Source organism: Kosakonia radicincitans DSM 16656 (assembly GCF_000280495.2).
In the GTDB taxonomy this organism is placed as follows: domain Bacteria; phylum Pseudomonadota; class Gammaproteobacteria; order Enterobacterales; family Enterobacteriaceae; genus Kosakonia; species Kosakonia radicincitans.
This window is the reverse complement of record NZ_CP018016.1, coordinates 3606477-3628861: the sequence shown is the minus strand read 5'-3', so window position 1 is coordinate 3628861 and position 22385 is coordinate 3606477. Positions and strand designations below refer to the sequence as shown.

Sequence of the window (22385 nt, the reverse complement as noted above, 5' to 3'; positions counted from 1 at the left end):
ACGTCAACCATGACAAAAGACGATAAAGACTGGCTGTCTGACGTTGCGGATCTCGGTTGCGTGGTTTGCCGCAATCTGGGTTTTGGGGCATCACCTGCGGAAATTCACCACATCCGCACAGGGCAGGGCGCGGGCCAGCGCGCCGACCATAAAAAAACACTCCCGCTTTGCCCTGCTCACCATCGAACTGGCGGCTACGGCGTAGCCATTCATGCCGGACAAAAACATTGGGAAGGATTGTATGGCAGCGAGCTGCAACTGCTCGATCAGGTTGTGGCAGAAGTGAAGGTATTGCGCCTGTGCCGGGTTTAACCAGGAAAAAATCGGCGGTGCTGGAGCTTATTCGCACCTGTTCCGGCGGCGTGACATCTGCTGAGGTGATGTATTCCCTCGGTATGCCGCGCAGCACCGTATTTTACGTTCTGGATAGCCTGCTGAAAGAAAATCTCATATTCCGCGCGCACAACGAAATAGGCCGAAATTCCCGGCGCATTTATTTCTCAACGCCAGAACTGGCTGAACAATTTGGCGGGAAAAAAGCCCCAATGGGCAAGCGTGAGGACTTTTTCGAATCCTGCCGACGCAACAGCAAAAACTACATGATCACCCAGCTTTTGCGGGGTGTTCGACAACCACCCACTGAGGAAAACCAATGAATGAAGCAAAACCGCAGGACGGCACCACGGTTAAGGGCTACCGCACTTTAACCCCGGGCGATATTGAGCGAATGAACCGCTTCAAAGACATCAGCCGTCATTTTTGCAGCCTGCTGGATACCGAGCACGAATGCCTGGTGGCTGAAGTTGTTGCGCGCGGCCATAAGTCTGAAACAGAACGCGCAGAAGCATTGCGCTGCCTGGCAATCGCTCGGACCAAAATGCAGGAAGCCTGTATGTGGGCGAGTCGTGCAGTAGCCCGTCCGGATGCTGATTGTTAAATAACCATGTCTCACCCCATAAAGAGGAAGCCTGAATGACACAGAAATTTATTGGCATGAAATTAATCAACGCATATCCGATGACCCGCACCGCGTACAACGAGCTTCGCGGCTGGAAACTTCCGGCCGACGAGAACGGTGAGGATGAAGGTTATCTGGTTGAGTACCTGGACGGCGGCAAACCCAACACGGATCGCTTTGACGGTTATATCTCATGGTCGCCGAAAGACGTTTTCGACAAGGCATATCGTCCGGTATCCGGCCTGAGTTTTGGCCTGGCTATTGAAGCGTTAAAGCTCGGCAAACGCGTTGCACGCTCAGGGTGGAACGGGAAGGGAATGTATCTGTGGCTTAATCGTGGTGCATTTGCGGGGGAGCCGCCTGTTTCACACATTCAAGGCGTCAGCACTGCTTTTTTCGATGCATACGAAGGCAATGTATTTACCCGCCTGCCAAACATCAACATGTGTTCTGCTGATGGTTCTACGGTCACCGGCTGGCTGGCGAGTCAGACCGATGTTCTGGCTGATGACTGGATCATTATCGAGTGATTTTTGCAAAGGCCATCACTGCTGGTGGCCTTGACCGAAAACACATGAACGGAGCAACTCATGATCACCCTGACCGATGAAGAAGCAAAGAAACTGCTCGCGCTGATGAAAGAGCGATTTCTGAAAGCCCACATCAACACCGCAATGTATGGCGCAGCCGCTTACATGAATGGCAATTCTGACCGCGTAATTCTGAAAGCGGTAAAAAACGGCGACGCGCCAGAGCTACGGATCGTTATGGCAGCAATGGATCTTTTACCCTGAGAGGAAAACAACAATGAAAAAACTGCATGAGCTGGATTTGTCGCTGCAAGTGGAAATTGTGAAAGCCGCTGGTGATGTACTGGCGCGTAATTTCTCATGGCCGGGCGCATCAGACGGCAAAAACGCCGCAGCAGATATTGTGTCTGCATCAGTCGATGCGTTCTTGGCTCTTTACCCGGATGACGAGAAGAAAAACGAGCCTGAAAAATTAGACGCGGAAAATGGCGACAACGAAATCGAGCCGCAAGAAAAAAACAGCGCTGTGGAAGTGGCTCAAAAACGGAAATACAACCGCCGGAATTCTACGGAGTAACGAAAAATGGCCGCGCCAAAAGGAAATAAATTCTGGCTTGCCCGTAGCAAGCATGGAAGAAATCCAAAATTTACTGACCCGGAAAAACTATGGGATGCATGCTGTGAGTATTTCGAGTGGGTGGAAAAACATCCGCTGTGGGAAACCAAAGCTTTTGCATTTCAGGGCACCGTCACTAAAGCCACACTCCCAAAAATGCGCGCCATGACGCTTGGCGGCCTGTTTCTGTTCCTCGATATCGACCGGAAAACGTGGGAAGCCTACAGCAAGAAAAAAGATTTTCTCCCAGTCACTACGCGAGTGGAAAACCTCATTTACGAACAGAAATTTTCTGGCGCGGCTGCTGATCTTCTCAACGCAAACATCATCGCAAGAGAGCTTGGCCTTACGGATAAAAAATCTGTCGAAGGCGATCTCGACCTCACCGTCAAAGTAAAACATTTCCGCGAGAAAGAATAACCAGGCGTTTTTATTGCCTGGCTAATCGGTGAAGTGGGAAAAATCCCGGCATTTTATCCATTGAAGTGAATAGGACGTGAATAGATGGCAGAAATTATCCTACCCGCGAACAACTGGACACCACGCCCACACCAGCGCCGGGCATGGTCTGCCATTCAGGAAGGCAATATCAAGCGTGCCGCTTTGTGCTGGCCGCGCCGTTATGGCAAAGATGATTTCAGCCTGCACATGACCGCATGCAAAGCATTTGAGCGTGTGGGGAACTATGCGCATTGTCTGCCGCAGGCGAATCAGGTTCGCAAGGCTATCTGGACAGCGATCAACCCGCGCACCGGCCAATTGCGCATTGATGAGGCTTTCCCGAAAGAAATACGCCGCAAGACGCTCGACAACGAAATGATGATCGAATTCGTCAACGGCTCAACATGGCAGGCCGTTGGCAGCGATAACTACGCCTCGTTGATTGGTTCCGGGCATGTGGGAATCGTGTTTTCTGAATGGGCGCTGAGTAATCCCGCAGCATGGGCCTTCCTGCGTCCTATCCTGGCCGATAACGGCGGCTGGGCTTTTTTCGTTTCGACGCCACGCGGCAAGAACCACTTCTACAAAATGTTTCAGGGTGGCCTGAAAGATCCGGATAACTGGCTTTGCGACCATCTCAGCGCAGACATTACGCAGCATATCCCGGCTGAAACGCTGGCGCAGGAACTGCGCGAAATGCAGGAAGAGCGTGGGGAAGATGAGGGGCTGGCGCTTTTTAACCAGGAATACATGTGCGACTGGAATGCCGCGATTCCCGGCGCATATTACTCGTCAATTCTGGTGGAACTGGAAAAACTCGGGCAGATAGGAAATGTGCCATGGGATCCACAATACGAAGTTTACACCTCGTGGGATCTGGGCATCGGTGACGCAACCGCAATCTGGTTTTATCAGTTCATCGGCAAAGAAACTCGGGTTATCGATTATTACGAGAGTTCTGGCGTCGGCCTTGAGCATTACGTTAAACACCTGCGCGAAAAACCCTATACCTACGCTGAAAGGCATTTCTTCCCGCATGACGTCCGCGCGCGGGAACTGAGCACTGGGGCATCGCGTGAAGAGACGCTCGGTAAACTCGGGATCCGCTGCAAAGTTCTTCCTGCATCTTCCGTAGATGACGGGATCAGCGAGGTACGCATGATGTTGCGCTCCTGCTGGTTCGACAAAACCAAATGTGAAAAAGGGCTGGAGGCGCTGGGGCAGTACCAGAAAGAATGGGACGAAGTGCGCAAGATGTACAAGCCAACGCCGCTACACAACTGGACGTCACACGGCAGTGATTCATTCCGCTATGGCGCTGTAGGCAGCAAGTCGCTGCGCAGCGGAAACCGCGCCACCACACAGCAATTTGCCCAGTCTGCTTACGATCCATATAACCCACCCGGATACGGCCAGCAGTTTAACGCTGAGTCATCCTGGGATCTGTACGGGGATAACTAATGTCCGATATGAAGATCGATAAAAGCGAAACTGAGCGCATCGCCAGTATCCTGCGCGAGCAAAAGAGCATGGAGACAGAGCGCTCTGTGTTCGAACAGCACTGGCAGGAGATTGCCGAGCGCATATTGCCGCGCAGCGCTGAATTTAAGGGAACCCGGCAGAAGGGCGGAAAGCGTACTGAAAAAGCCATCGATGCCACCGGCGCGCTGGCGCTGCAAAAATTCGGGGCGGCCATTGAATCAGTTATCACACCCAGAACGCAGAAATGGCACACGCTGAGCAACGAGAAGTTTGTGAACGATGAAGAGGTCCAGCGTTATTTTCAGGATGTGCGGGATATTCTCTTCCGGCTCCGCTATGCACCCTGGGCGAATTTTGCCTCTCAATCCCACGAGCATTACATTTCCGCTGGCGCATTCGGTACCGGCTGCACGTTCGTTGATAACGTGACGGGGAAGGGGCCGCGCTACTGCACCTATCACCTGCGCGAAATCTACTTCACCGAGAATTTCCAGGGGATGATCGATATCGTCCACCGGAAATATTGCATGACCGCGCGCCAGGCTATTCAGCAGTTCGGGGAAGATGCTTTGCCTTCGATGGTGAAAACCGCAGCCAAAAGTAACCCGTCACAGACATTCAATTTCCTGCATCGCGTCGAGCCAAATGATAAACGTGACGTGTCACGACAGGACAAAGAGGGCATGCCGTTCCGGTCTGTGCATATTTGTCTTGAGGGCACGAAAATTGTGCAGGAGGGCGGCTACTGGTCGCAACCCTACGCAATCAGCCGTTACTACACCGCGCCGGGCGAGACTTACGGACGTTCCCCGGCAATGGTTGTGCTGCCAGATATTAAGCTGCTGAACGAAATCAACCGGGCCATTATTGAGGGCGCGCAGATGGCTGTTCGCCCGCCGATGCTTTTGCCGGAAGACGGCATTTTGCAGCCGTTCAAAATGATGCCCGGCGCGCTCAATTTTGGCGGCGTGGGGCGTGATGGCAAACAACTGGCGATGCCGCTGAACACATCAACAGATTTCAGCGTAGCGCTGACACTGGCAGAGCAGAAACGCCAGACCATCAATGATGGCTTTTTCATCACGCTGTTCCAGATCCTCGTCGATAACCCGCAAATGACCGCCACCGAAGCGATGTTGCGCGCGCAGGAAAAAGGCCAGTTGCTGGCACCCACCGCCGGGCGAATTCAGGCCGAGTTTCTGGGGACGCTCATCCTTCGCGAGATCGACATTGCCTATCAGAATGGCCTGCTTCCTGAGCCGCCGGAACAACTGGTACGCGCAAATTACGAATACGACATCGAATACACCAGCCCGCTGGTGCGCCTGCAAATGAGCGAAGAGGCTACCGGCATCATGAACGTTATCAACGCCGCCGGCACCATCGGCCAGTTCGATCAGAATTTGGCAAGAACGCTGAATCCTGATGCGGCCCTGCGCTTTATTGCCAAAGCCAGCGGCGCACCAGTGCAGATCATCAAAACCGAAGATGAAATGGCTGAGCAGGATGCTGCCGATCAACAGCAGTTACAGCTTCAGCAGTTGCTTGCCGCTGCGCCGGTTGCCGCCACCGCTGCAAAAGATTTCGCCCAGGCCAATCAGATTGCGCAGACTCCTGCGCCTTCACCTGCTCTTCAGGGGGGTTAATGAACCGCTTACAAAGCCTCTGGCTGACATTCAACCGCGCAAAAGCATTCCAGAATGTTTTCGGCACGCCGGGGAATATGACGCCGGATCAGGAAATTGTTATTCGACTGCTGGCGAAGCTCTGCCACGTCAATTCGTCCAGCGTCGCAATTTCTCCCACTACCCAACAAACCGATCCTTACGCCGTCTTTGTTTCCGAGGGGCGGCGCGAGGTTTTTTTGCACATCAACCACTATCTGGGCCTGTCGCAATCTGAGATTTCTGCGCTGATTGCCAAAGAGATGAACGAACTTAACGAGGACGAAAACAATGAATCTGTTTGAACGCTTAATCCTGCGCCGTCTGATGAATGCAACTGTTGAAGGTGGGGAGGGCGGCGGCGGTGCTGCTGATACCACCGCCCAGCAGCAGGGCAATGATACTGCCCAGCAGCAGAACCTTTTAAATCCGGGCGCTCAGCAGCAACAGGACGGGCAGGGCCAGCAGCAGCAAGCCGCCAACCAGCAGGGCCAGGCTGCGTTCCTCGAAAAACTGCCTGACGAAGGTGATGCAAAAGGCTGGCAGGATCTTTACGCGAAACTCGGCCGACCGGAAAAAATTGAAGATTACGGAATTAAGCCGCCGGAAGGCAGCGACGGGAAATTTTTAAATACCGCTCTGGGCTGGATGCATGAAAGCGGACTTAATAAAAAACAGGCCGAAACGGTAATCACTAAATTCAACGAATACGCAGCCGGGCAACAAAAAATTGCCCAGGAAAATCTCGCTAATCAGAATGCCGCTAACCGGGAAGCGGTTATTAAGTCGTGGGGAAAAGATGCGGATGCAAATACCGCGATCCTACAGAACGCAGTTCAGCGTTTTTTCCCTGACGCGGTGGTAGCGAAATTCGATAGCGCCGGATTACTTAATGATCCAGACCTTGTTAACGCAGTCCTGGCGATCGGTAAAGCGCTGGGTGAAGACAAAACCGTTACGACCTCATCGCAGGGCAATGCAGCAGAAAAAGACATTGCTCACCGCATGTGGCCGAACATGCAATAAGGAGTTTTAAATGCCAACACTTACCGGCTTACCGACTCTCTGGGACGCAGCGAAACTTCTCGATCCTGATGGTAGCTCTGCGAATGTGGCCGAGCTGCTTGATCAGGACAATGAAATGCTGTGGGACTGCCCGTTTTATGAGGGCAATTTGCCGACCGGGACGCGCATTACAACCCGTACTGGTTTACCTGCTGTGTACTGGCGCAAGCTGAACAAAGGTATTCCGGAAAGTAAAGCAACTACGGCTCAGGTTGATGAAACCTGCGGTCTGCTTGAAGCCCGTTCGCAGGTCGATGTGCGCGTGGCAAATCTTAACGGTAACACCGCTGGTTTCCGCCTTAACCAGTCTAAGCCGTTCATGGAATCCATGAACCAGAAAGCACAGTTCCAGTTGCTCAATGGCTCGCTGGTGGGTCAGCCGGAAGCGTTTCTGGGGCTGGCGCCGCGCTTTAGCGACCTGTCCGCACCTAATGCCGACAACATCATTGATGCTGGCGGTACCGGGGACAACCTGACATCAATCTGGCTCGTCGGCTGGGCACCGGAAAAGGTTTACGGCGTATTCCCGAAAGGCTCCAAAGCGGGTCTGACTCATCGTGATCTGGGCGAAGGTGATGCCTTTGATGATGAGGGGAACCGTTTCCGCGCATACATGGATTTGTATTCCTGGGATTTAGGCCTGGCGTTGCATGACTGGCGTTATGTGGTGCGTATCGCAAACATTGACGTTACGGCCCTGCGTACGAATGCCAACGCAGGCGCAAACCTCATCAAGCTGATGGCTATTGCGGAAGAGCGCATTCAGTCGCTGGTTGGTGTCAGCCCGGCGTATTACATGAACCGTACGCTGCGCGCAATGCTTCGTCTGCAACTGGTGGATGTGGTGAAAAACTCCACTTTGACCATGGAAATGGCTGGCGGTCGTCGCGTTATGTTCTTCGGTGAAGTTCCGGTCCGCCGCGTTGACCAGTTGAAAATCGGGGAAGCTCAGGTAGTCGCCTCTTAACGGGGCGTCTTTCCCGTTCACTTTTTCAGGAGATAACCCATGTTTGTAGATGCCCAGCTTGAATTTTCTGACGCGCAGGCGATCACTGCCTCTGCGGCCAGTACGAACATCATCGATTTTAACCCGGCATTCGATTACAACACCGTGATCGACGCTGGCGCAGGCGAGCCAACTTTTCTCGTCGTTATTCCCGGTGTGACATTTACCGCTGCCGGAGCCGCGACACTGACTATCGAGCTGCGTTCTTACGCCAACGAAGATCTGTCCGATACACCGACCGTTATTTTTACGACGACAGCCAGAGCGCTGAGTACGCTTGTTGCTGGCAAACCTGCCGCAGTTGTGGCGCTGCCGTCTGCGGAGTACAAGCGCTATCTGAGCCTGTATTACACGGTCGCAACCGGTCCGTTTACTGCTGGCAATCTGGACGCCTTTATCACCAAAGACGCCCAGACGTGGCGCGCGTACGCCAATAATGTGGAGTTTGCCGAGCTGAATCTCAGTGATTCTGTGGAAGACAGCATCGGCTTTGATTCCACTTCCGTTTCTGTGGCGGTTGGCGACGATGTGACTGTCGCGCTTGAGCTGGCGGGTGATTCTGCTGTGACAGTCTCCTCTTCGGCTACCGGTGTCGCGACGGCGACGTATTCCGGTGGTGTTGTCACCGTTACTGGCGTGGCTGCCGGTTCGGCCGTTATCACCATCACGAAAGGTACGGCCACGGCGACAATCAATGTCACCGTTACCGCTTAACAGGGTGGAGACGTGCTTTCAGGGGCTGCGGCCCCTGCTTTTTTATGAGGTACCACGATGACCGGTGAAACCGATATTATGAATCTGGCGCTGGTTTCTTTCCTGGGTTCCGATCATCTCATGGACAGGAATACACAGGATAAAAATTCGCGCCTGATGAACCTGATTTATAACCCTCTCCTTGAAAAGCTTCAGCGTGAATACGCATGGAATTTTTGCGCGCGAAGTGTCCAGTTAACACCGCTGAACAAAACCCCGACCATTGATTACCAATTCACGTACCAGTTGCCTGTAGATTTGCTGGCGCTCGTTTCCGTGGGGGATATGTACGTCGATGGCAACTGGACGGAATACGATCCCCGACTTGTTATCGCTGAATATCGTATTGAAGGCCGGGAACTGCTGACAAATTTACCGCCGCCACTCAGCCTGCGCTACCGTGCCAGGGTTACCGATGCCGCGCAGTTCGATTCCACGTTCGTTGATGCGCTGGCCTGCCAACTGGCGATCCGGTCATGCAAAGCCGTGACGGGAAAAGACACGCTGGTTACTTCGTTACGCGACGAATTCCAGACGATTATTGCTGGCGCCGTCCGGGCTAATGCTATCGAAAAACCCTCTGAAAGATTTCCACCTTCTACGTGGATGGCTGCGAGATTGTGATATGGCAAAAATAAAACCAACAAAACGATCGTTTAACGCGGGGGAGCTGGCGCCTGTCATGTACGGGCAGGTCGATTTCGATAAGTGGGCCAGCGCCGTTAAGTACATGATGAATTTTATTCCGCTGCCGCAGGGACCAGCCAGGCGGCGGGGCGGGACTTATTTTGTCGCAGAAGTGAAAGACAGCTCAGATCGGGTCTGGCTTGCCAGCTTCGAATACAGCACATCGCAAGCCTTTATCATGGAAATTGGTCCTGGCTACATCCGCCTGTTTTATGATCATGGTGTCGTTTATGACGGCGACAGCAATATTCTGGAAATCGAAACGCCCTATACTGCGGATGACCTGACCAATAACGGTAAATTTGGCCTGTCCCTGCAACAAAGCGGCGACGTAATTTACGTATGCTGCACTAACGGAAATTATCCGGTACACAAGCTAACCCGCGTCACTAATACCAACTGGACTTTCGAGGAAGCCACTTTCAGCGGTGGACCATTCCAGGACGTCAATTCTGATAAAACAATCGTGGTCACCACGAATCAGTTTCGTCCGTGGTCAGAAGATGGTGCAGATTTACCCGATGGCACCCCAACTACAAGTTCACTTTGTACCATTACCGCCAATGCCGATATTTTTGAGAGCGGCCACGTTGGCGCTTTGTTTTATATCGAAAGTGTCTCTTCAGATGCCAATACCTGGTATTCAGGAAAAACAGTGTCCGTGGGTTATATCTTCTTTTCTGACGGTAAATTCTATGAAGCTATGACCGCCGGGACAACCGGCAACGTTCAACCCACGTGGACGGCTGGCGCGCATTACGACGGCGCTGGCGACTCAACAACAAAAGTAAAATGGAGATATGCCGCTACGTGGGGCGCTGTCCTCATCACATCAGTAACAGACTCAAAACATGCAGTTGGCAAAATACTCCTTGAACTTCCGGCATCTGTCATGTCATCCCCGACCTATGCATGGGCATTCGGTGAATGGTCTGAGGCTGCTACTTACCCTCAGTTTGTGGCTTTTTTCCGTGGCAGGCTGGTTTTCTCTGGTAACCGAAAAATCTGGTCAAGCGTTGCGGGTGATCTTGAAAACTTCAACCCGATGACAAACGGATTTGAGGCAGAAAGCGATGATTCGATCAACGATCGCATTGATGACACTCAGGATGCATTGCAATGGATGATCCCGTCTTCCGGGAAAATATTCATAGGTACGGCCGGGGCTGAATTCACTTATGGCGAGCAGAGCATTACATCAACTTTTGGGGCTGGTAACACCAAAGTAGAACTCAACAGCTCGTTCGGGGCAAATGAGGTAATGGCTGAACGTATGGGCAACAACGTCGCTTTCGTTCAGCGCGCCGGGCGGAAAGTGCTTAGTGCTGTGTTTGATTCTGCGTCAGACAGCTATAGCGCTAACGATGCGACCATTCTCGCACCGCATATCACAGCCCCCGGCGTTATCAGCATGTCATACCAGCAGGAGCCTAACCGCATTTTGTGGTGTGTCCTTTCTGACGGTTCACTGCGGGCACTTACCCATAACACCGAGCAGAACGTGATCGGCTGGCACCGGCACAATGTCGGCGGTGAAGTTGAGTGTGTGAAATGCATTCCCGATATAAATGGCGGACGTGATGAGGTCTGGATGGTGGTGAAACGCACCATCAACGGCAGCACGAAGCGTTATATCGAGTACATGACGCAGGAATTCGACAGCACAGAGATGGACCAGCAGGATGCGACAGTGCCTGACTGCATGTTGACTTATGACGGCGACGCGGTGACAGAAATATCCGGCCTCAGCCACCTGGAAGGTGAAACTGTCAGTGTGGTGACAGACGGAGCCACACATCCGAATCGGACTGTCAGCAGCGGGAAAATCTCACTGGACTGGGCTTCGAAAGTCGTGCACGTGGGGTACAACAACGCCGCAGAGTTGATCACACTCCCTTTAGAGGGGGGACAGAAACGCTTTGCAAAAGCGCGCCTGCGTTTTCTCGATACACTGGGCGGGAAGTATGGCGATGAGGATGGACAAAATCTGGATGCGATCCGGGCGCGCGATTATGCCGACAACATGGATGAAGCACCACCGTTGTTTAACGGCGTCGTGACCGTGCCGTGGCCTGGTGGATACAACGAAGACGGATGCCTCCGCATTGTACAGGATCTCCCGCAACCTATGACCCTTGTCAGCATCGATCCCGTAGGGGAAATTGAAGATGACTGATGCCGTTATTGTCCGCCTTGAGGATTTTCACCTTGACGAAATATTCCCGGAACCACTACCGCCGGAAACTATTGCGGCGCTGGTATCTTTCCCGTCGTTTGCGCTGGAATGCGGGGAAAAAACACTCGCTGCCGGTGGCGCAATCCAGATAGCGCCTGGTCGCGTACGGCTGTGGTTAAAAACAGATCCTGATGCGGCTGATTTCTCTGTCCGCATTTTCCGCGCAGCAGCGCAATTTACCGCTATTGCCCTGCGGGAAAATCACCGCGTTGAATGTGTCTGCACCGATAACCTTTCTGCGCGCGTCGCAAAAATGCTCAGTTACCAGCAGGACGCTATCATCCGTAATTATCAGCCTGGGTGTGACGCCCGATTATTTTGTATTGTGAGGTGAACATGCTTTTTAAACGCAAATTCACGCTGGAAGCCGATCCGGCAACATGGACAGCGGGCGCAGCAGTTCTTTCGGCTGCTGTGGGTGGTTACTCTGCTATCCAGAGTGCCAACCAGAAAGGGACAACCATAAAGGCAACCGAGCCAGTAACGCAGGACACATCACAGGCACAGGCTGATGATTTGCTGCGCCGCCGTCAGCGGCAGGGTACTCAGGGCAACGTTACCGGGGCATCCGGTACAACGGTTAATTCCTCTGGGCAAAAAACACTGCTGGGGGGCTGATGATCGTTTTGTTTGAGCCTGGGCATCTGCTGGATATTGAGCCGCAGCCGTTGCAGATCGGCTGCATCAGGACACAGCAGCATGCTGAAAATATTGCAGAGGTCGGGGCATTCACCTGCCTTCATGACGGAAAGCCGGTTGCTATTGGCGGCTTTGTGCCTGCTGAAAAATACGGGTTGGTATTTGATGCCGGTATTGGTCACGCATGGATGATCATCTCCGCAGGAATACCAAATATCTGGCCCGAGATTTTCAGGGCGACAAAGCGCGGACTGCACAATGCATTGAAGGATTATCACCGCATTGAAGCCAGCACATCTTTCCCTGAGGGTGAGCGATTTCTTTCGATGCTTGGCATGCAGTGCGAAGGCAGGCTGAAAAAATTTAATCACCGCGGCGAGGATGCTTCGCTGTGGGCACTGACGAGGTGATTTATGGATTCTATGAACTGGCAGTCCGTGGGCAACAGCCTTCAACAAAATGCCGTCCCTGTTGCGCAAACATCAGCCTCTGCACTGAATGCGTTTTCTTCGCTAAGCAGCGCCCGGCAGCAGGCAACCAACCTGAACACCAATGCGCAATTGCTCGATAATCAGGCCAATCAGGCGGTGCAGAATTCCGGTCAGCAATCGTCACTAATCCGCCGTCGTGGCGCGCAGTTCCAGGCGGATCAGGATTCCCGCATTGCGGCCAGCGGTACCGGATTTGGTGGCACCAATGCGCTGCTGCGGCGCCAGACTGCGCTCAATATTCAGGAAGATGCGAATGCAGAGGCTAACAGCGGGATCCTGCAATCTGATGCACTGAAAAATCAGGCCAGCGCCACGCGGCAACAGGCGAAAGCTGCTCAGCCCGGTTTGCTTGGTTATCTTGGTGCCGCAACTCAGGTTGGATCGACATTTCTCACTGCTAAGTACGGGAAAAAATAATGGCCACTTTGCCTTTTTACACTCGCCAGAACACCACGCAGGGGCTGGGCGCCGGTCCCGTCAATCTGCCTGAGACCACTACCGATCTGCAACTCCTTGGGGCCGGTGCTGATTCTGCCGCGCGGGCAACGGAATCCATTAACCGCCAGGTGACTGATACGGCGTTACAGGATGGTGCGCTTAAGCTGGACACCATCAAATACAATCTCTTCAATCAGGTGCGGCAAAAAGAAGGGCAAAACGCGATAGGCGCATCTGATGATGCCCTTAAGCAATATGATCAGGCCGCCGGAACGCTGGGGCAAAGTATCCCGGAAGGCCGCCGTGATGACTGGGCAAGACAGGTCGCAGCAACACGGCTACAACTGCAAAGCTCAACTGATGCTCATGAATACCAGCAGTATCAGGACTACAGCCGTGGGCAGCTCGACGGGCGTCTGCAAATGGCCGTAAATGATGCCGAGAATTACCGGAACGATTCCAGTAATTACGCGCTGAGCCGCGCAAAAGCTGTTGATGCAATTAACACCTTCGGGCAGGCCAACGGCTGGTCAACTGACGAAATCAACGGGCGGGTGGCGCGACTGGATCAGCAGATGTCGCAGAACGCCACGCAGGCCTACATTGCCGACTGGCGAACCCGGCAACTGACTTCCCCGGCGACGTTTACACCGGGAAATGTTTCCTCCGACAAAATTTTCTCGGCGATGATCCCGTCAGAATCCGGCGGCAGGCAGTTTGACGGCAACGGGCAGACGCTCACATCGCCTGCTGGTGCCATGGGGATTGCGCAGGTGCTGCCTGCGACCGCACAGGAGACGGCAGCGAAACACGGAATTGAATGGGATCCGCAGCGCTTCATGAATGACGCCGGGTACAACATGCGTATCGGGCAGCTTTATCATCAGGATTTAACGAAAAAATATGGTGGTAATCAGGCGCTGGCGGTCGCCGCGTATAACGCCGGGCCGGGCGCAGTTGATGACTGGATTAACGGCACAAACCAGACCGGGAAAAATCCGGCGCTGTTACGCCTTGGCGACCCGAATAAAGGTGAAATTTCAAATGACCAGTTTATCGCGGGGATCCCTTTTAACGAGACGCGCAATTACACAATGGGCGTTCTCAGCCGCGCGCAGTCGTTACCGCCGGAAGCGGAAATTGCTCAGATCCAAAAAATGCCCTGGTACCAGAACGCAAGCCCCGAACAAAAAAGTCAGTTTATCGGGCAGGTTTCCGCCGAAGTGAACCGCCAGCGCGCCTATGGCATGCAGAATCTTCAGGATACGATGCAGAATAATATGGCGCAGATGCAGAACGGTATTATGCCGGTGCGTGACGTGTCACGGCAGGAATATTTATCCTACCTGCCGGAGGGCGCGACAGCGCAGCAACTGGAGCAATTCAGCCGCCAGTATGACGAATACGAAGCGACGAAAGCGCTGGTACCTACCTATAACACCATCATGACGCAACCGGCGATCTCTGCCCGCCAGAGTGTGCAGGCGCTCTATCCGCAGGCCAATGATCCAGATTTTGACCGTAAGATGACGCTTTACCAGAAAGCCTCTGCGCAGCTTAACCAGACAGAGCAGCAGCGCCAGAGCGATCCGGGCGCGTGGTTTATCAAAAATTCGCCGCTCGTCCAGCAGGCCTTTTCTTCATGGCAGCAGAATCCGGCAGATCCCACGTCTGCGCAGTCGTTTATTGCGTCTGTTCAGTCGGAAAAATCACGCTTTGGCGTCAACAGCACAAAATTGCTGCCTGATTCCGTGGCTGATGCCATGGCGGAAAGCTTTAACAACAACAAAGAAACGACGGTCGATTCCATTCGCCAGCAACTGAACGCCTTTGGGCCTTACTCCGAGATCGTTGGCCGCCAGATAATGGGGCAAAGTAAAAATGGCGCGCTCGTCGGTGCGCTCTCTGCCGGTAATCCGCGCGCCAGCGTGCCACTGTGGCAGGAGAGAAACACACCAACGGCCAGCCTGAAAGAGTCCATCATCGCGAAAAATGGCAAAGGCTCCGATACCAGCACAGCCCAGGAATGGGCGGATGCGTCTGCTGATTTCCGCCAGACCATGCTTGTGCAGCCGGGCGGTGCCGGAAGCTGGAATACGCTGAATGAGCAGGGGCAACGCCTCACGATGATCAATGTTCTTCGCGGAATGAGTCCCGGCGATGCGGCCAAACAGGCTGTCGCTGATATGTTCACCAGCCAGTACACGGTGAACGATACCTATCGCGTACCGACCTATCTCGGTTACCAGGCAGATTATATTGACCGCGGCGCCAGCCTCTTCAAAGAAAAACTGACAGCCGATCAGTTGCAGCCGCTTAACTTCGGGAAAAACACGCCTGATGAATTCGCGAAATCGCAAACACTCTACGAAGTAAAAAATAACGCGCATTGGGTTAACAACGCCGACGACACCGGGCTGGTGCTGTATCTCGGAAACAATGTGCAGAACGATGCCAGCGGCAACCCTGTAACGGTGAGTTTTTCCGATCTGGATAAACTTGCCAAAGCGGATCCATCACTCTTGCTGCGGGCTAAGTCTGCATGGGATAGCGAAAAAGAATACACGCCGGGAACCCAGCGCGGGGAGCGCGCTGCTAACCTTCAGGGGCTGCGGGAAACGTTCGGCGGCCAGCAGCAGGGCGGCCCATCATTCAGCGAAGGAATGAGGAATACCAATGCCAATTTACGTTGATGATGCAGATGCTGGCGCGGGCCTGCAACAACCCGGTACAAACTTTGAAAGCGGGCTGGGGCAGGCTGCGGGCGCGGCCTTTACTGAGGGTAGACGTTCAGGTCCCTTTAATGCTACCGGGCGCTTTCTCGAATCAGAAGCCTATGCGAACGATCCCACCTCGCCGCTGGTGGACCAGCAAACAGCCCAGCAGAAACTTGACGGGATGGGCATCAAAAATATCAGAATACCGGATCAGGGGTTAACGCAGGCTTATCTCGATCACCTGACGGAAACGCACAATGCTACCCAGGAACGAAAAGCTATTCTGGCGTCAGCACCGACAGGCGTCGTTGCAACTCCGCTTATTTTTACCGCCGGGCTGGCTGGTGCAATGACAGATCCCGGAAACGTGGCGCTCGGTTTTATTCCGGGTGTGGGTGCGGTGCGTGCGGCCAGCGTGGCCGGGCGTGTTGCCCAGCGGTTTATTCAGGGTGCCAGCGCTGGTGCTGTTCAGTCTGCTATCGCCGAACCCATCAACGCACTCGCTTCCGCTTCAGAGGGTGATGATTACACCCTAGGGCAGGCGGTGGAAAATTTCTTCATGAACACGATCGCCGGCGGTGGTCTGCATGCTCTTGGCGGCGCGGTGAGGGATTCCATTGCCGCGCGGCGCCAGCAGCGTATGCAGCAGGACAACCCACAGGCTGTTGCGGATGCTGCGCCAGCAGGGCAGGCGGACACTGTGAATGTGGCTGGCCTCACGCCGGACAACGCACCGGCGCTACGCGACAGTTTTTCCGACGCGCAGACTGACCTTGCGAGAACCATTAATACGGGTGTCGATGATTACGCCTGGCGGCGCGCATGGGATGAAAATATTCAGCCCTATCGTGACTCACTCTCCGGCCAGCTTGACGGGCAGTCGCCCCGCATCGCCGACATCAACCGGCAGATTGCCGAAAATGAAGCCTCGTTGCAGCAGGCAGATCAGCAGTTCCGTGACCTGGCAAAACAGTATCAGGGCCAGCGCATGAGCCGCAAACAGGCGGAAGCACGCGCGCGAAAAGATATTGAGCAAATCCGCCAGCAAACTGAGGAATCGACCGCACGGTTACGCGAAGAAATTTCTGCCAACAGGGACGCGGAAATCTCGCGCGGTAAATTACGCCAGCTTGAGCGCGGGGAAATACCGGATGATCTGGCAAGTCTGATTGAAGCCAGAGCCGGGCAGATTAAACAAGGGTTGCAGGTTTCTCCGTTGGCTGGTGGTGTAAGAACCGCCGCTGAGCGTTTCGGCGATGCGAATATTTTTGTCCGCCAGAATGCACTGAGGTCCGCGATTCGCCAGGCGGCAGACGGTTACAATCCTGATGTAGAAGATTTTTTCCGTCTTGCCGATCCGGCGGAACGAAGCGCCGCGCTGAACAGGCTGAAGACTCAGGCAGATAACCGGGTGCGTGCTGATGAGCAGGCCCGGTCGGCCAGCATCGACGCCGACCGGACAATTCAGCAACGTGGTGATGACCAGCTGCGCGCCGCGCAGGATGACCTCGCGTCAGAAATGGATCTGGCTCAGGCGCATTTTGCAGGCGCTGAGAACCAGGCGGAAATTAACGCCCACCTTGCCGAAATTCAGGCCGGGGCCGGGGATATGAGTTTTGCTCAGGCGGCACGCGCATTTGCAGCCTGTATGTTAAGGAGAGCCATCTAATGGCACAGGGTGAATTTCTGACAGCCTGCGAGCAGGCAGTAAACACGGCGGCCGGACGCCAGCTTGGCGAGGATGAAATGCAGGATCTCGTTACCCGCATGGAATCCACTGTCACACGTATACGGGCAGAAAATCAGGGGCTGTCACTGGAGGAAGCCGCTCTCCGTGCTGCTGATGAAGTGGCGCGTGATGATGCGCTGGCGAAGCACATCGAGGCGCGAAACCGGGTTATCAATATGCGCCTGATGCATGAGAACCTTCAGCGTATTGATGCCTTCGGTGGACGTCCTGATCTCGCTTTGTCCGCTATTATGGTCGGGCGCAATGAGGCTGTGGCCGGTTCCCGCGACAGCGCGTTTAACAACATGCGCCAGCTGCGCGATCACTACATTTCCGGTCTTGCCAATGACCTTGAAGCGCAGGGCGTTTTGCCTGTTTTCGCCAATGGCTCACTGGATCAGAATATTGCTGATGCTATGTGGCGGCTGGGCAACAACCTCGATGTGGGGCATATCCCGGAAGACGCAATCAAAATTGCCCGCGTGCTGGAGAAGTGGCAGGAAAAAGCGCGCATCGATGCAAACCGCGCTGGCGCATCGATCGGCAAACTGCCCGGTTATATTGCCCGCCAGTCTCACGATATCCATAAAATTCGCACCGCAGGCTTTGAGGCCTGGCGTGATGCCATCCTTCCGGAACTGGATCAGCGTACATTCGAAGGGCTGAACATAAACGGGCAGAACGGCTTAACCGTGCGAAAAGCGGCGGCGATGACAGAAGACCAGATTTACGGGCGGGCACGCCCGGCAAAGCCGCTGAAACCAGAAAACGTGGGGGCGCTGGCGCAGCGCGCTGACGGCCGTTTTTATATCAAAGGTGTTGTCAGTGAAAACGTCGATCTCATGCGCGGTAACGGGCAAGTGGTGCGGGCGAATTTCCGCAACGGGGATTTGCTGGCTAACGGGCAGGATATCGACCTTGGTGATATCGTTGGTTTCCGTAATGACGGCGGCGAGTGGGTGAGCGTCGCCGGGCGGACACCGCGTTTTGATCCGGCAGCGCCGGGCGGACTGTCGCCATCACAGGCGGCCATCGACGATTTTCTGCATAACGTGTATGTGGGCCTGTCTTCCGGCGTCCATTTGCGCACTGATCGCCCTGACTGGATGACCGGATTTAAAGGCGGCAGCACCAACGTTGCTCGCCGGGCGAGTCAGGAGCGCGTATTGCATTTTAAAGACGGGCTATCGTGGTACCGCTACAACGATAAATTTGGTGTGGGTAATCTGCGTGAAGCCGTGGGGAGCGGCCTGATCCATTCGGCTGAAACTACCGGACTGATGCGGCGTATGGGTACCAATCCGGAAAACATGTTCAATGAACTGGCCGACCGGATCGAGCAGCGCTACAAGGCCGCGAAAGATGACAATGCCCTGAATAAATTCCGGCAAAAGCGGAATACCTCTTTGACCAACCAGCTAAAGGAAATCACCGGCCAGACCAACATTCCCGGTAACGCCGGACTGGCGCGCGTGGCCGCGACCGCTCGCGCTATTGAGACAATGATGAAGCTGGGCGGCTCAGTGATTTCTTCCTTCAACGATATCGCTACCCAGGCAATGGAGATGCGTTATCAGGGGCGTGACATGCTCGGTGCCGTATGGGAGGCAACCACCAATAAAGTGCAGCTTACGCGCTGGAAGGGGGCGGAACGCCAGCAGGTGCTGAAATCGATAGGGCTGCATGCGGATGCCATGAAAGATGAACTGATGTACCGCTTCAGCGCCGATAATTCGATGCCGGGTCGGGTGAACAGGGCAATGCGGCATTACTTCCGGCTGAATCTGCAAAGCTGGTGGACAAACAGCAGCCGTTACAGTACCGGCATGATGGTTTCTGAATGGCTGGGCGCGCACGCCGGGAAATCATTTAGTGATGTGCCGGAAGAACTGCGGCGCGTGCTGACGATGCACGGCATAGAGGAAAACGAGTGGGCGGCGCTCAGCAAAATGAAGTTGCACGCCGCTGACGGCAACGCGTACATGACGCCGGACGGCGTGGCGGATATACCGCGCGCGGATATCGAAAATTACCTCACTAACCGGGGGCTGAAAATTAACGATCGCTCGGTCGAGTATGCCCGCGACATGCTTTCTGACAAAGTGCGCGGCTATATTCTCGATCGTGTTGGTGTGGCGCTGAATGAACCGGACGCACGCACAATGTCAATCATGAAACAGGGCATGCAGCGCGGTACCGCTTACGGGGAGATGTTGCGCTTTGCCTGGCAGTTCAAATCCTTCACCGCCAGTTTTATGCAGAATGCGATTGGGCGCGAGCTGTACGGCCGTGGTTATGATTTTGGCTCACTCAGTCAGAATAATAGCTTCCGCAATAATGCGCTGACGCGTGCATTCAGGAATGGCAACGGCGAGATAATGGGGGTTGCTCAGCTGTTTCTCTGGGCCACGGCATTCGGCTATTTGTCCATGCAGACGAAACTGATGCTGCGCGGTCAGACGCCGCGCCCGGCGGATAATGTCAGCACTTGGACGGCGGCAATGGCGCAGGGCGGCGGCCTGGGTATTCTTGGCGATTTCCTGTTTGGCGAATACAACCGGTTCGGGAACACCCCGGCAACGTCACTGGCCGGGCCATTTGCTTCTGACCTGGCGCAGGCAATTAATTTGTTCGGGCTGACAAAGCAGGGGGATGCGCGGGCTGCTGATTACTTCAATTTTGCGATCAGCCACACGCCGTACATGAATCTGCATGTTGTGCGCCCGGTGATGGACTTCCTGATCCTGAACCAGATGCGGGAATGGATGTCGCCTGGATCGCTGCAACGCTATCAACAGCGTGTGAAGGAAGAGCAAGGAAACGACTTTATTATCCCGCCGTCGCAATTTATGTTGGGAAGATAATCAGTAATCCCTGAACCCAAATTTTTGCAGGATTTTATTGATGCCGATAGTGGAATACCAGGCGATGCATAATCCTGCAACGATTCCGATTACTGCAAAAGGCCCACACAGAATATTGAACAGTGAAAATCCGCCACACAGAACGCTAATGAAGCTGATTGCTATAGAGATACCGATGGCGATGTATATTACTTGACTGTGTTCACTTTTCATTTTGTCAACCATTGCCGCTGAAGTATTCTTTGAATATAACAGAATCAACCCACCACCCGGTGGGTTTTTCTTTTCGCTCCCCTTATTTTTGCCCAGCACTTTTCCCCTCATCACAATCAGACCTGCCTGATATTTCACTTACTCCATCCCGGCTGGGAGGTGAGGCGATGAGGATGAACCAACAAACAAACTGGTTATCGTGGGCAGGTAATTCGATAACGACAGCGGCGGCCTTTTTGGGGATCACGACGCTGGAGTTAGCCTACCTGGTTATTGCTGTACTTGGCTTTCTTTTAACTTTTCTGAGCTGGCTCGATAAACGGCGTTCAATCCGAACTGAGCGCCTCTCTAATGCTGAACGTCTGAATTTAGACCGCCAGCGCACCAGAGCTATCGTTGATTTCCTGAGCAAATCCGACAAACACGATCTGAGCCAGGCCGATGAGGTTGTGGCTAAAGTTCAGCGCGTGATGGATGAAACCGAAATTCAGACACAGGGGCCATCTCATGGCATCGACGAGAGCGAAGCTTAGTGCGGCCATGCTCGGGTTGCTTGCCGCCGGGGCTTCGGCTCCGGTTCTTCTCGATCAGTTTCTGAATGAGAAAGAGGGCAGCAGCCTCACGGCCTATAAAGACGGCTCGGGCATCTGGACAATCTGCCGCGGCATCACGCTGATAGATGGAAAACCCGTCATCCAGGGCATGAAGCTGACACAGGCGAAATGTGACCAGGTGAACGCCATCGAGCGCAATAAGGCCCTGGCATGGGTGGACAGAAACATCAAGGTGACGCTCACCGAACCGCAGCGAGCGGGTATTGCGTCATTCTGCCCATACAACATCGGCCCCGGTAAATGCTTCCCGTCAACGTTCTATCAGCGCATTAATGCAGGCGATCGTAAAGGTGCCTGCGAGGCGATCCGCTGGTGGATTAAAGACGGTGGCCGCGACTGCCGCATTCGCTCGAATAACTGTTACGGCCAGGTGGCGCGCCGGGATCAGGAAAGTGCGCTGGCGTGCTGGGGGATAGACAAGTGAGTGCAGAAATCAAAGCGACCATCTTATTGCTGATTATCCTGCTGGTGGCCGGGCTGTGCCTGTTCTTCGGTATCCGCTACGAGAGCAACAGCAATCGCGCTGATACGGCGGAAGCCAACGTCCTTGTACAGGCCAAAGTCATTCAGATGCAGGCTGACCAGCAGCAAGCCTTTAACGGTATTGCCGGTACTACAGAGACCGCCAATACCACCGTTGACGCCAAAGCAGAGGAAACCGTCATTGAATACAGAACGATTCTCAAGCGTGAAAAATCGTGTGACCTGCCTGTGCCTGCTGGCGTTTCTGACGGGTTGCTCGACTACACGAACCGTCTACGTGCCAGCGCAATGCACTCCACTTCCGGCGGCGCTGACGCAGCCGGTGCTGGCACCTCTGCCACCGGGCAACTGACATATTGCCAGGCCGTTCTTTGGATTCAGCCACTACTGGCAGCAATCGAAAAAGCCAACAACCAACTTTCAGCCATTCAACAGGCTGAACAACTCAGACAAGGAAAAACAAAATGACATTTATCGAAAGTGTAATGCTGTATTTTTCCACCGCCGCAAGCGCGTTGTTTTTAATAGCTGGTGGCTGGGTAAAAATCCGCGATTACTTCAAAGCCAAAGCGCAGGCAAAGGCTGAAGCTGCTCAGGCAGAATTTGAAGCCGCTGTGCAGGCGCGGCTGAAGCAACTGCAGGAAGAAAATGCAGCTGCGCCAGATGCCACAGCGACCAGCGTAAGCGGAACGGTCGTGATGTAAACCTTCAACGGGCCGCAAATAGCGGCCTTATTTTTGCCCAGCGCCAGGGCGATTC

At 54.1% G+C, this 22385-nt stretch carries 27 protein-coding genes; 26 read left to right on the top strand and 1 reads right to left on the bottom strand.

Features of this window, described 5'->3' with window-relative positions:
- The first annotated feature begins 9 nt into the window (after positions 1-9).
- The 22 genes from Y71_RS17535 to Y71_RS17430 all read left to right on the top strand — a co-directional run bounded on the left by Y71_RS17535 (position 10) and on the right by Y71_RS17430 (position 20316).
- The gene (locus Y71_RS17535) at positions 10-312 is read left to right on the top strand and encodes a Ref family recombination enhancement nuclease (RefSeq protein WP_007374225.1); all 303 of its coding nucleotides are present in this window, start codon (positions 10-12) and stop codon (positions 310-312) included.
- Positions 300-656 carry a helix-turn-helix domain-containing protein gene (locus Y71_RS17530; protein WP_007374226.1) on the top strand — a complete coding sequence of 119 codons (357 nt, stop codon included), beginning with the start codon at positions 300-302 and terminating at the stop codon, positions 654-656. Before Y71_RS17535 ends, Y71_RS17530 begins: the two co-directional genes overlap by 13 nt.
- Positions 653-937: an Acb2/Tad1 domain-containing protein gene (locus tag Y71_RS17525; RefSeq protein WP_007374227.1), complete on the top strand. Its 285-nt coding sequence runs from the start codon at positions 653-655 to the stop codon at positions 935-937. The genes Y71_RS17530 and Y71_RS17525 overlap by 4 nt, the downstream gene beginning before the upstream one ends.
- A gap of 35 nt (positions 938-972) precedes the next feature.
- Complete coding sequence (locus Y71_RS17520) at positions 973-1488, top strand: DUF2829 domain-containing protein (protein WP_007374228.1); 516 nt, start codon at positions 973-975, stop codon at positions 1486-1488.
- A 60-nt stretch (positions 1489-1548) separates the two neighbouring features.
- Positions 1549-1752 (top strand): hypothetical protein, encoded by a 204-nt coding sequence (locus Y71_RS17515; RefSeq protein ID WP_007374229.1) that lies wholly within the window; start codon positions 1549-1551, stop codon positions 1750-1752.
- A gap of 13 nt (positions 1753-1765) precedes the next feature.
- The gene (locus tag Y71_RS17510) at positions 1766-2065 is read left to right on the top strand and encodes a hypothetical protein (protein WP_007374230.1); all 300 of its coding nucleotides are present in this window, start codon (positions 1766-1768) and stop codon (positions 2063-2065) included.
- A 6-nt stretch (positions 2066-2071) separates the two neighbouring features.
- Positions 2072-2524, top strand: a complete 453-nt coding sequence (locus Y71_RS17505) for a DNA-packaging protein (protein WP_007374231.1) — start codon at positions 2072-2074, stop codon at positions 2522-2524.
- A gap of 84 nt (positions 2525-2608) precedes the next feature.
- Entirely contained in the window at positions 2609-4006 is a 1398-nt protein-coding gene (locus Y71_RS17500; RefSeq protein WP_007374232.1) for a hypothetical protein, read from the top strand.
- The gene (locus tag Y71_RS17495; protein WP_007374233.1) at positions 4006-5673 is read left to right on the top strand and encodes a portal protein; all 1668 of its coding nucleotides are present in this window, start codon (positions 4006-4008) and stop codon (positions 5671-5673) included. The genes Y71_RS17500 and Y71_RS17495 overlap by 1 nt, the downstream gene beginning before the upstream one ends.
- Positions 5673-5996, top strand: a complete 324-nt coding sequence (locus Y71_RS17490; protein WP_007374234.1) for a Bbp19 family protein — start codon at positions 5673-5675, stop codon at positions 5994-5996. The genes Y71_RS17495 and Y71_RS17490 overlap by 1 nt, the downstream gene beginning before the upstream one ends.
- Positions 5983-6717, top strand: a complete 735-nt coding sequence (locus Y71_RS17485; RefSeq protein ID WP_007374235.1) for a hypothetical protein — start codon at positions 5983-5985, stop codon at positions 6715-6717. Before Y71_RS17490 ends, Y71_RS17485 begins: the two co-directional genes overlap by 14 nt.
- Positions 6718-6727: 10 nt before the next feature.
- The gene (locus tag Y71_RS17480; RefSeq protein ID WP_007374236.1) at positions 6728-7723 is read left to right on the top strand and encodes a major capsid protein; all 996 of its coding nucleotides are present in this window, start codon (positions 6728-6730) and stop codon (positions 7721-7723) included.
- A gap of 39 nt (positions 7724-7762) precedes the next feature.
- Positions 7763-8476 carry a Bbp16 family capsid cement protein gene (locus Y71_RS17475; protein WP_007374237.1) on the top strand — a complete coding sequence of 238 codons (714 nt, stop codon included), beginning with the start codon at positions 7763-7765 and terminating at the stop codon, positions 8474-8476.
- 57 nt (positions 8477-8533) lie between these two features.
- Positions 8534-9139 (top strand): phage connector family protein, encoded by a 606-nt coding sequence (locus tag Y71_RS17470; protein WP_007374238.1) that lies wholly within the window; start codon positions 8534-8536, stop codon positions 9137-9139.
- A gap of 1 nt (position 9140) precedes the next feature.
- Complete coding sequence (locus tag Y71_RS17465; RefSeq protein ID WP_007374239.1) at positions 9141-11378, top strand: phage tail protein; 2238 nt, start codon at positions 9141-9143, stop codon at positions 11376-11378.
- Complete coding sequence (locus Y71_RS17460; protein WP_007374240.1) at positions 11371-11772, top strand: hypothetical protein; 402 nt, start codon at positions 11371-11373, stop codon at positions 11770-11772. The genes Y71_RS17465 and Y71_RS17460 overlap by 8 nt, the downstream gene beginning before the upstream one ends.
- 2 nt (positions 11773-11774) lie before the next feature.
- Positions 11775-12056 carry a hypothetical protein gene (locus Y71_RS17455; protein ID WP_007374241.1) on the top strand — a complete coding sequence of 94 codons (282 nt, stop codon included), beginning with the start codon at positions 11775-11777 and terminating at the stop codon, positions 12054-12056.
- The gene (locus Y71_RS30770; RefSeq protein WP_007374242.1) at positions 12056-12487 is read left to right on the top strand and encodes a hypothetical protein; all 432 of its coding nucleotides are present in this window, start codon (positions 12056-12058) and stop codon (positions 12485-12487) included. Before Y71_RS17455 ends, Y71_RS30770 begins: the two co-directional genes overlap by 1 nt.
- A 3-nt stretch (positions 12488-12490) precedes the next feature.
- Entirely contained in the window at positions 12491-12985 is a 495-nt protein-coding gene (locus tag Y71_RS17445; protein WP_007374243.1) for a hypothetical protein, read from the top strand.
- The gene (locus tag Y71_RS17440; RefSeq protein WP_007374244.1) at positions 12985-15699 is read left to right on the top strand and encodes a transglycosylase SLT domain-containing protein; all 2715 of its coding nucleotides are present in this window, start codon (positions 12985-12987) and stop codon (positions 15697-15699) included. Before Y71_RS17445 ends, Y71_RS17440 begins: the two co-directional genes overlap by 1 nt.
- Complete coding sequence (locus tag Y71_RS17435) at positions 15683-17392, top strand: hypothetical protein (RefSeq protein ID WP_007374245.1); 1710 nt, start codon at positions 15683-15685, stop codon at positions 17390-17392. Before Y71_RS17440 ends, Y71_RS17435 begins: the two co-directional genes overlap by 17 nt.
- Entirely contained in the window at positions 17392-20316 is a 2925-nt protein-coding gene (locus Y71_RS17430; protein ID WP_007374246.1) for a hypothetical protein, read from the top strand. Before Y71_RS17435 ends, Y71_RS17430 begins: the two co-directional genes overlap by 1 nt.
- Here the strand turns inward: Y71_RS17430 and Y71_RS17425 are convergent, their stop codons facing one another.
- Positions 20317-20667 (bottom strand): hypothetical protein, encoded by a 351-nt coding sequence (locus Y71_RS17425; RefSeq protein WP_007374247.1) that lies wholly within the window; start codon positions 20665-20667, stop codon positions 20317-20319.
- A 35-nt stretch (positions 20668-20702) separates the two neighbouring features.
- On the opposite strand from Y71_RS17425, the gene Y71_RS17420 reads away from it, so the two are divergent.
- The 4 genes from Y71_RS17420 to Y71_RS17405 are packed head-to-tail and all read left to right on the top strand — an operon-like array spanning position 20703 to position 22330.
- Positions 20703-21062, top strand: coding sequence for a hypothetical protein (locus tag Y71_RS17420; RefSeq protein ID WP_007374248.1), 360 nt, complete (start codon positions 20703-20705; stop codon positions 21060-21062).
- Positions 21037-21567 (top strand): lysozyme, encoded by a 531-nt coding sequence (locus tag Y71_RS17415; protein WP_035943258.1) that lies wholly within the window; start codon positions 21037-21039, stop codon positions 21565-21567. Before Y71_RS17420 ends, Y71_RS17415 begins: the two co-directional genes overlap by 26 nt.
- Positions 21564-22094 carry a hypothetical protein gene (locus Y71_RS17410; RefSeq protein ID WP_007374250.1) on the top strand — a complete coding sequence of 177 codons (531 nt, stop codon included), beginning with the start codon at positions 21564-21566 and terminating at the stop codon, positions 22092-22094. The genes Y71_RS17415 and Y71_RS17410 overlap by 4 nt, the downstream gene beginning before the upstream one ends.
- Positions 22091-22330 carry a DUF1378 family protein gene (locus tag Y71_RS17405; RefSeq protein ID WP_007374251.1) on the top strand — a complete coding sequence of 80 codons (240 nt, stop codon included), beginning with the start codon at positions 22091-22093 and terminating at the stop codon, positions 22328-22330. The genes Y71_RS17410 and Y71_RS17405 overlap by 4 nt, the downstream gene beginning before the upstream one ends.
- The last annotated feature ends 55 nt before the right edge of the window (positions 22331-22385 follow it).

Bases quoted from the DNA above. Each gene is read 5' to 3' on its own strand.
- Y71_RS17535 (WP_007374225.1), top strand. From the start codon at position 10: ATGACAAAAGACGATAAAGACTGGCTGTCTGACGTTGCGGATCTCGGT.
- Y71_RS17525 (WP_007374227.1), top strand. From the start codon at position 653: ATGAATGAAGCAAAACCGCAGGACGGCACCACGGTTAAGGGCTACCGC.
- Y71_RS17520 (WP_007374228.1), top strand. From the start codon at position 973: ATGACACAGAAATTTATTGGCATGAAATTAATCAACGCATATCCGATG.
- Y71_RS17515 (WP_007374229.1), top strand. From the start codon at position 1,549: ATGATCACCCTGACCGATGAAGAAGCAAAGAAACTGCTCGCGCTGATG.
- Y71_RS17510 (WP_007374230.1), top strand. From the start codon at position 1,766: ATGAAAAAACTGCATGAGCTGGATTTGTCGCTGCAAGTGGAAATTGTG.
- Y71_RS17505 (WP_007374231.1), top strand. From the start codon at position 2,072: ATGGCCGCGCCAAAAGGAAATAAATTCTGGCTTGCCCGTAGCAAGCAT.
- Y71_RS17500 (WP_007374232.1), top strand. From the start codon at position 2,609: ATGGCAGAAATTATCCTACCCGCGAACAACTGGACACCACGCCCACAC.
- Y71_RS17495 (WP_007374233.1), top strand. From the start codon at position 4,006: ATGTCCGATATGAAGATCGATAAAAGCGAAACTGAGCGCATCGCCAGT.
- Y71_RS17490 (WP_007374234.1), top strand. From the start codon at position 5,673: ATGAACCGCTTACAAAGCCTCTGGCTGACATTCAACCGCGCAAAAGCA.
- Y71_RS17485 (WP_007374235.1), top strand. From the start codon at position 5,983: ATGAATCTGTTTGAACGCTTAATCCTGCGCCGTCTGATGAATGCAACT.
- Y71_RS17480 (WP_007374236.1), top strand. From the start codon at position 6,728: ATGCCAACACTTACCGGCTTACCGACTCTCTGGGACGCAGCGAAACTT.
- Y71_RS17475 (WP_007374237.1), top strand. From the start codon at position 7,763: ATGTTTGTAGATGCCCAGCTTGAATTTTCTGACGCGCAGGCGATCACT.
- Y71_RS17470 (WP_007374238.1), top strand. From the start codon at position 8,534: ATGACCGGTGAAACCGATATTATGAATCTGGCGCTGGTTTCTTTCCTG.
- Y71_RS17465 (WP_007374239.1), top strand. From the start codon at position 9,141: ATGGCAAAAATAAAACCAACAAAACGATCGTTTAACGCGGGGGAGCTG.
- Y71_RS17460 (WP_007374240.1), top strand. From the start codon at position 11,371: ATGACTGATGCCGTTATTGTCCGCCTTGAGGATTTTCACCTTGACGAA.
- Y71_RS17455 (WP_007374241.1), top strand. From the start codon at position 11,775: ATGCTTTTTAAACGCAAATTCACGCTGGAAGCCGATCCGGCAACATGG.
- Y71_RS30770 (WP_007374242.1), top strand. From the start codon at position 12,056: ATGATCGTTTTGTTTGAGCCTGGGCATCTGCTGGATATTGAGCCGCAG.
- Y71_RS17445 (WP_007374243.1), top strand. From the start codon at position 12,491: ATGGATTCTATGAACTGGCAGTCCGTGGGCAACAGCCTTCAACAAAAT.
- Y71_RS17440 (WP_007374244.1), top strand. From the start codon at position 12,985: ATGGCCACTTTGCCTTTTTACACTCGCCAGAACACCACGCAGGGGCTG.
- Y71_RS17435 (WP_007374245.1), top strand. From the start codon at position 15,683: ATGCCAATTTACGTTGATGATGCAGATGCTGGCGCGGGCCTGCAACAA.
- Y71_RS17430 (WP_007374246.1), top strand. From the start codon at position 17,392: ATGGCACAGGGTGAATTTCTGACAGCCTGCGAGCAGGCAGTAAACACG.
- Y71_RS17420 (WP_007374248.1), top strand. From the start codon at position 20,703: ATGAACCAACAAACAAACTGGTTATCGTGGGCAGGTAATTCGATAACG.
- Y71_RS17415 (WP_035943258.1), top strand. From the start codon at position 21,037: ATGGCATCGACGAGAGCGAAGCTTAGTGCGGCCATGCTCGGGTTGCTT.
- Y71_RS17405 (WP_007374251.1), top strand. From the start codon at position 22,091: ATGACATTTATCGAAAGTGTAATGCTGTATTTTTCCACCGCCGCAAGC.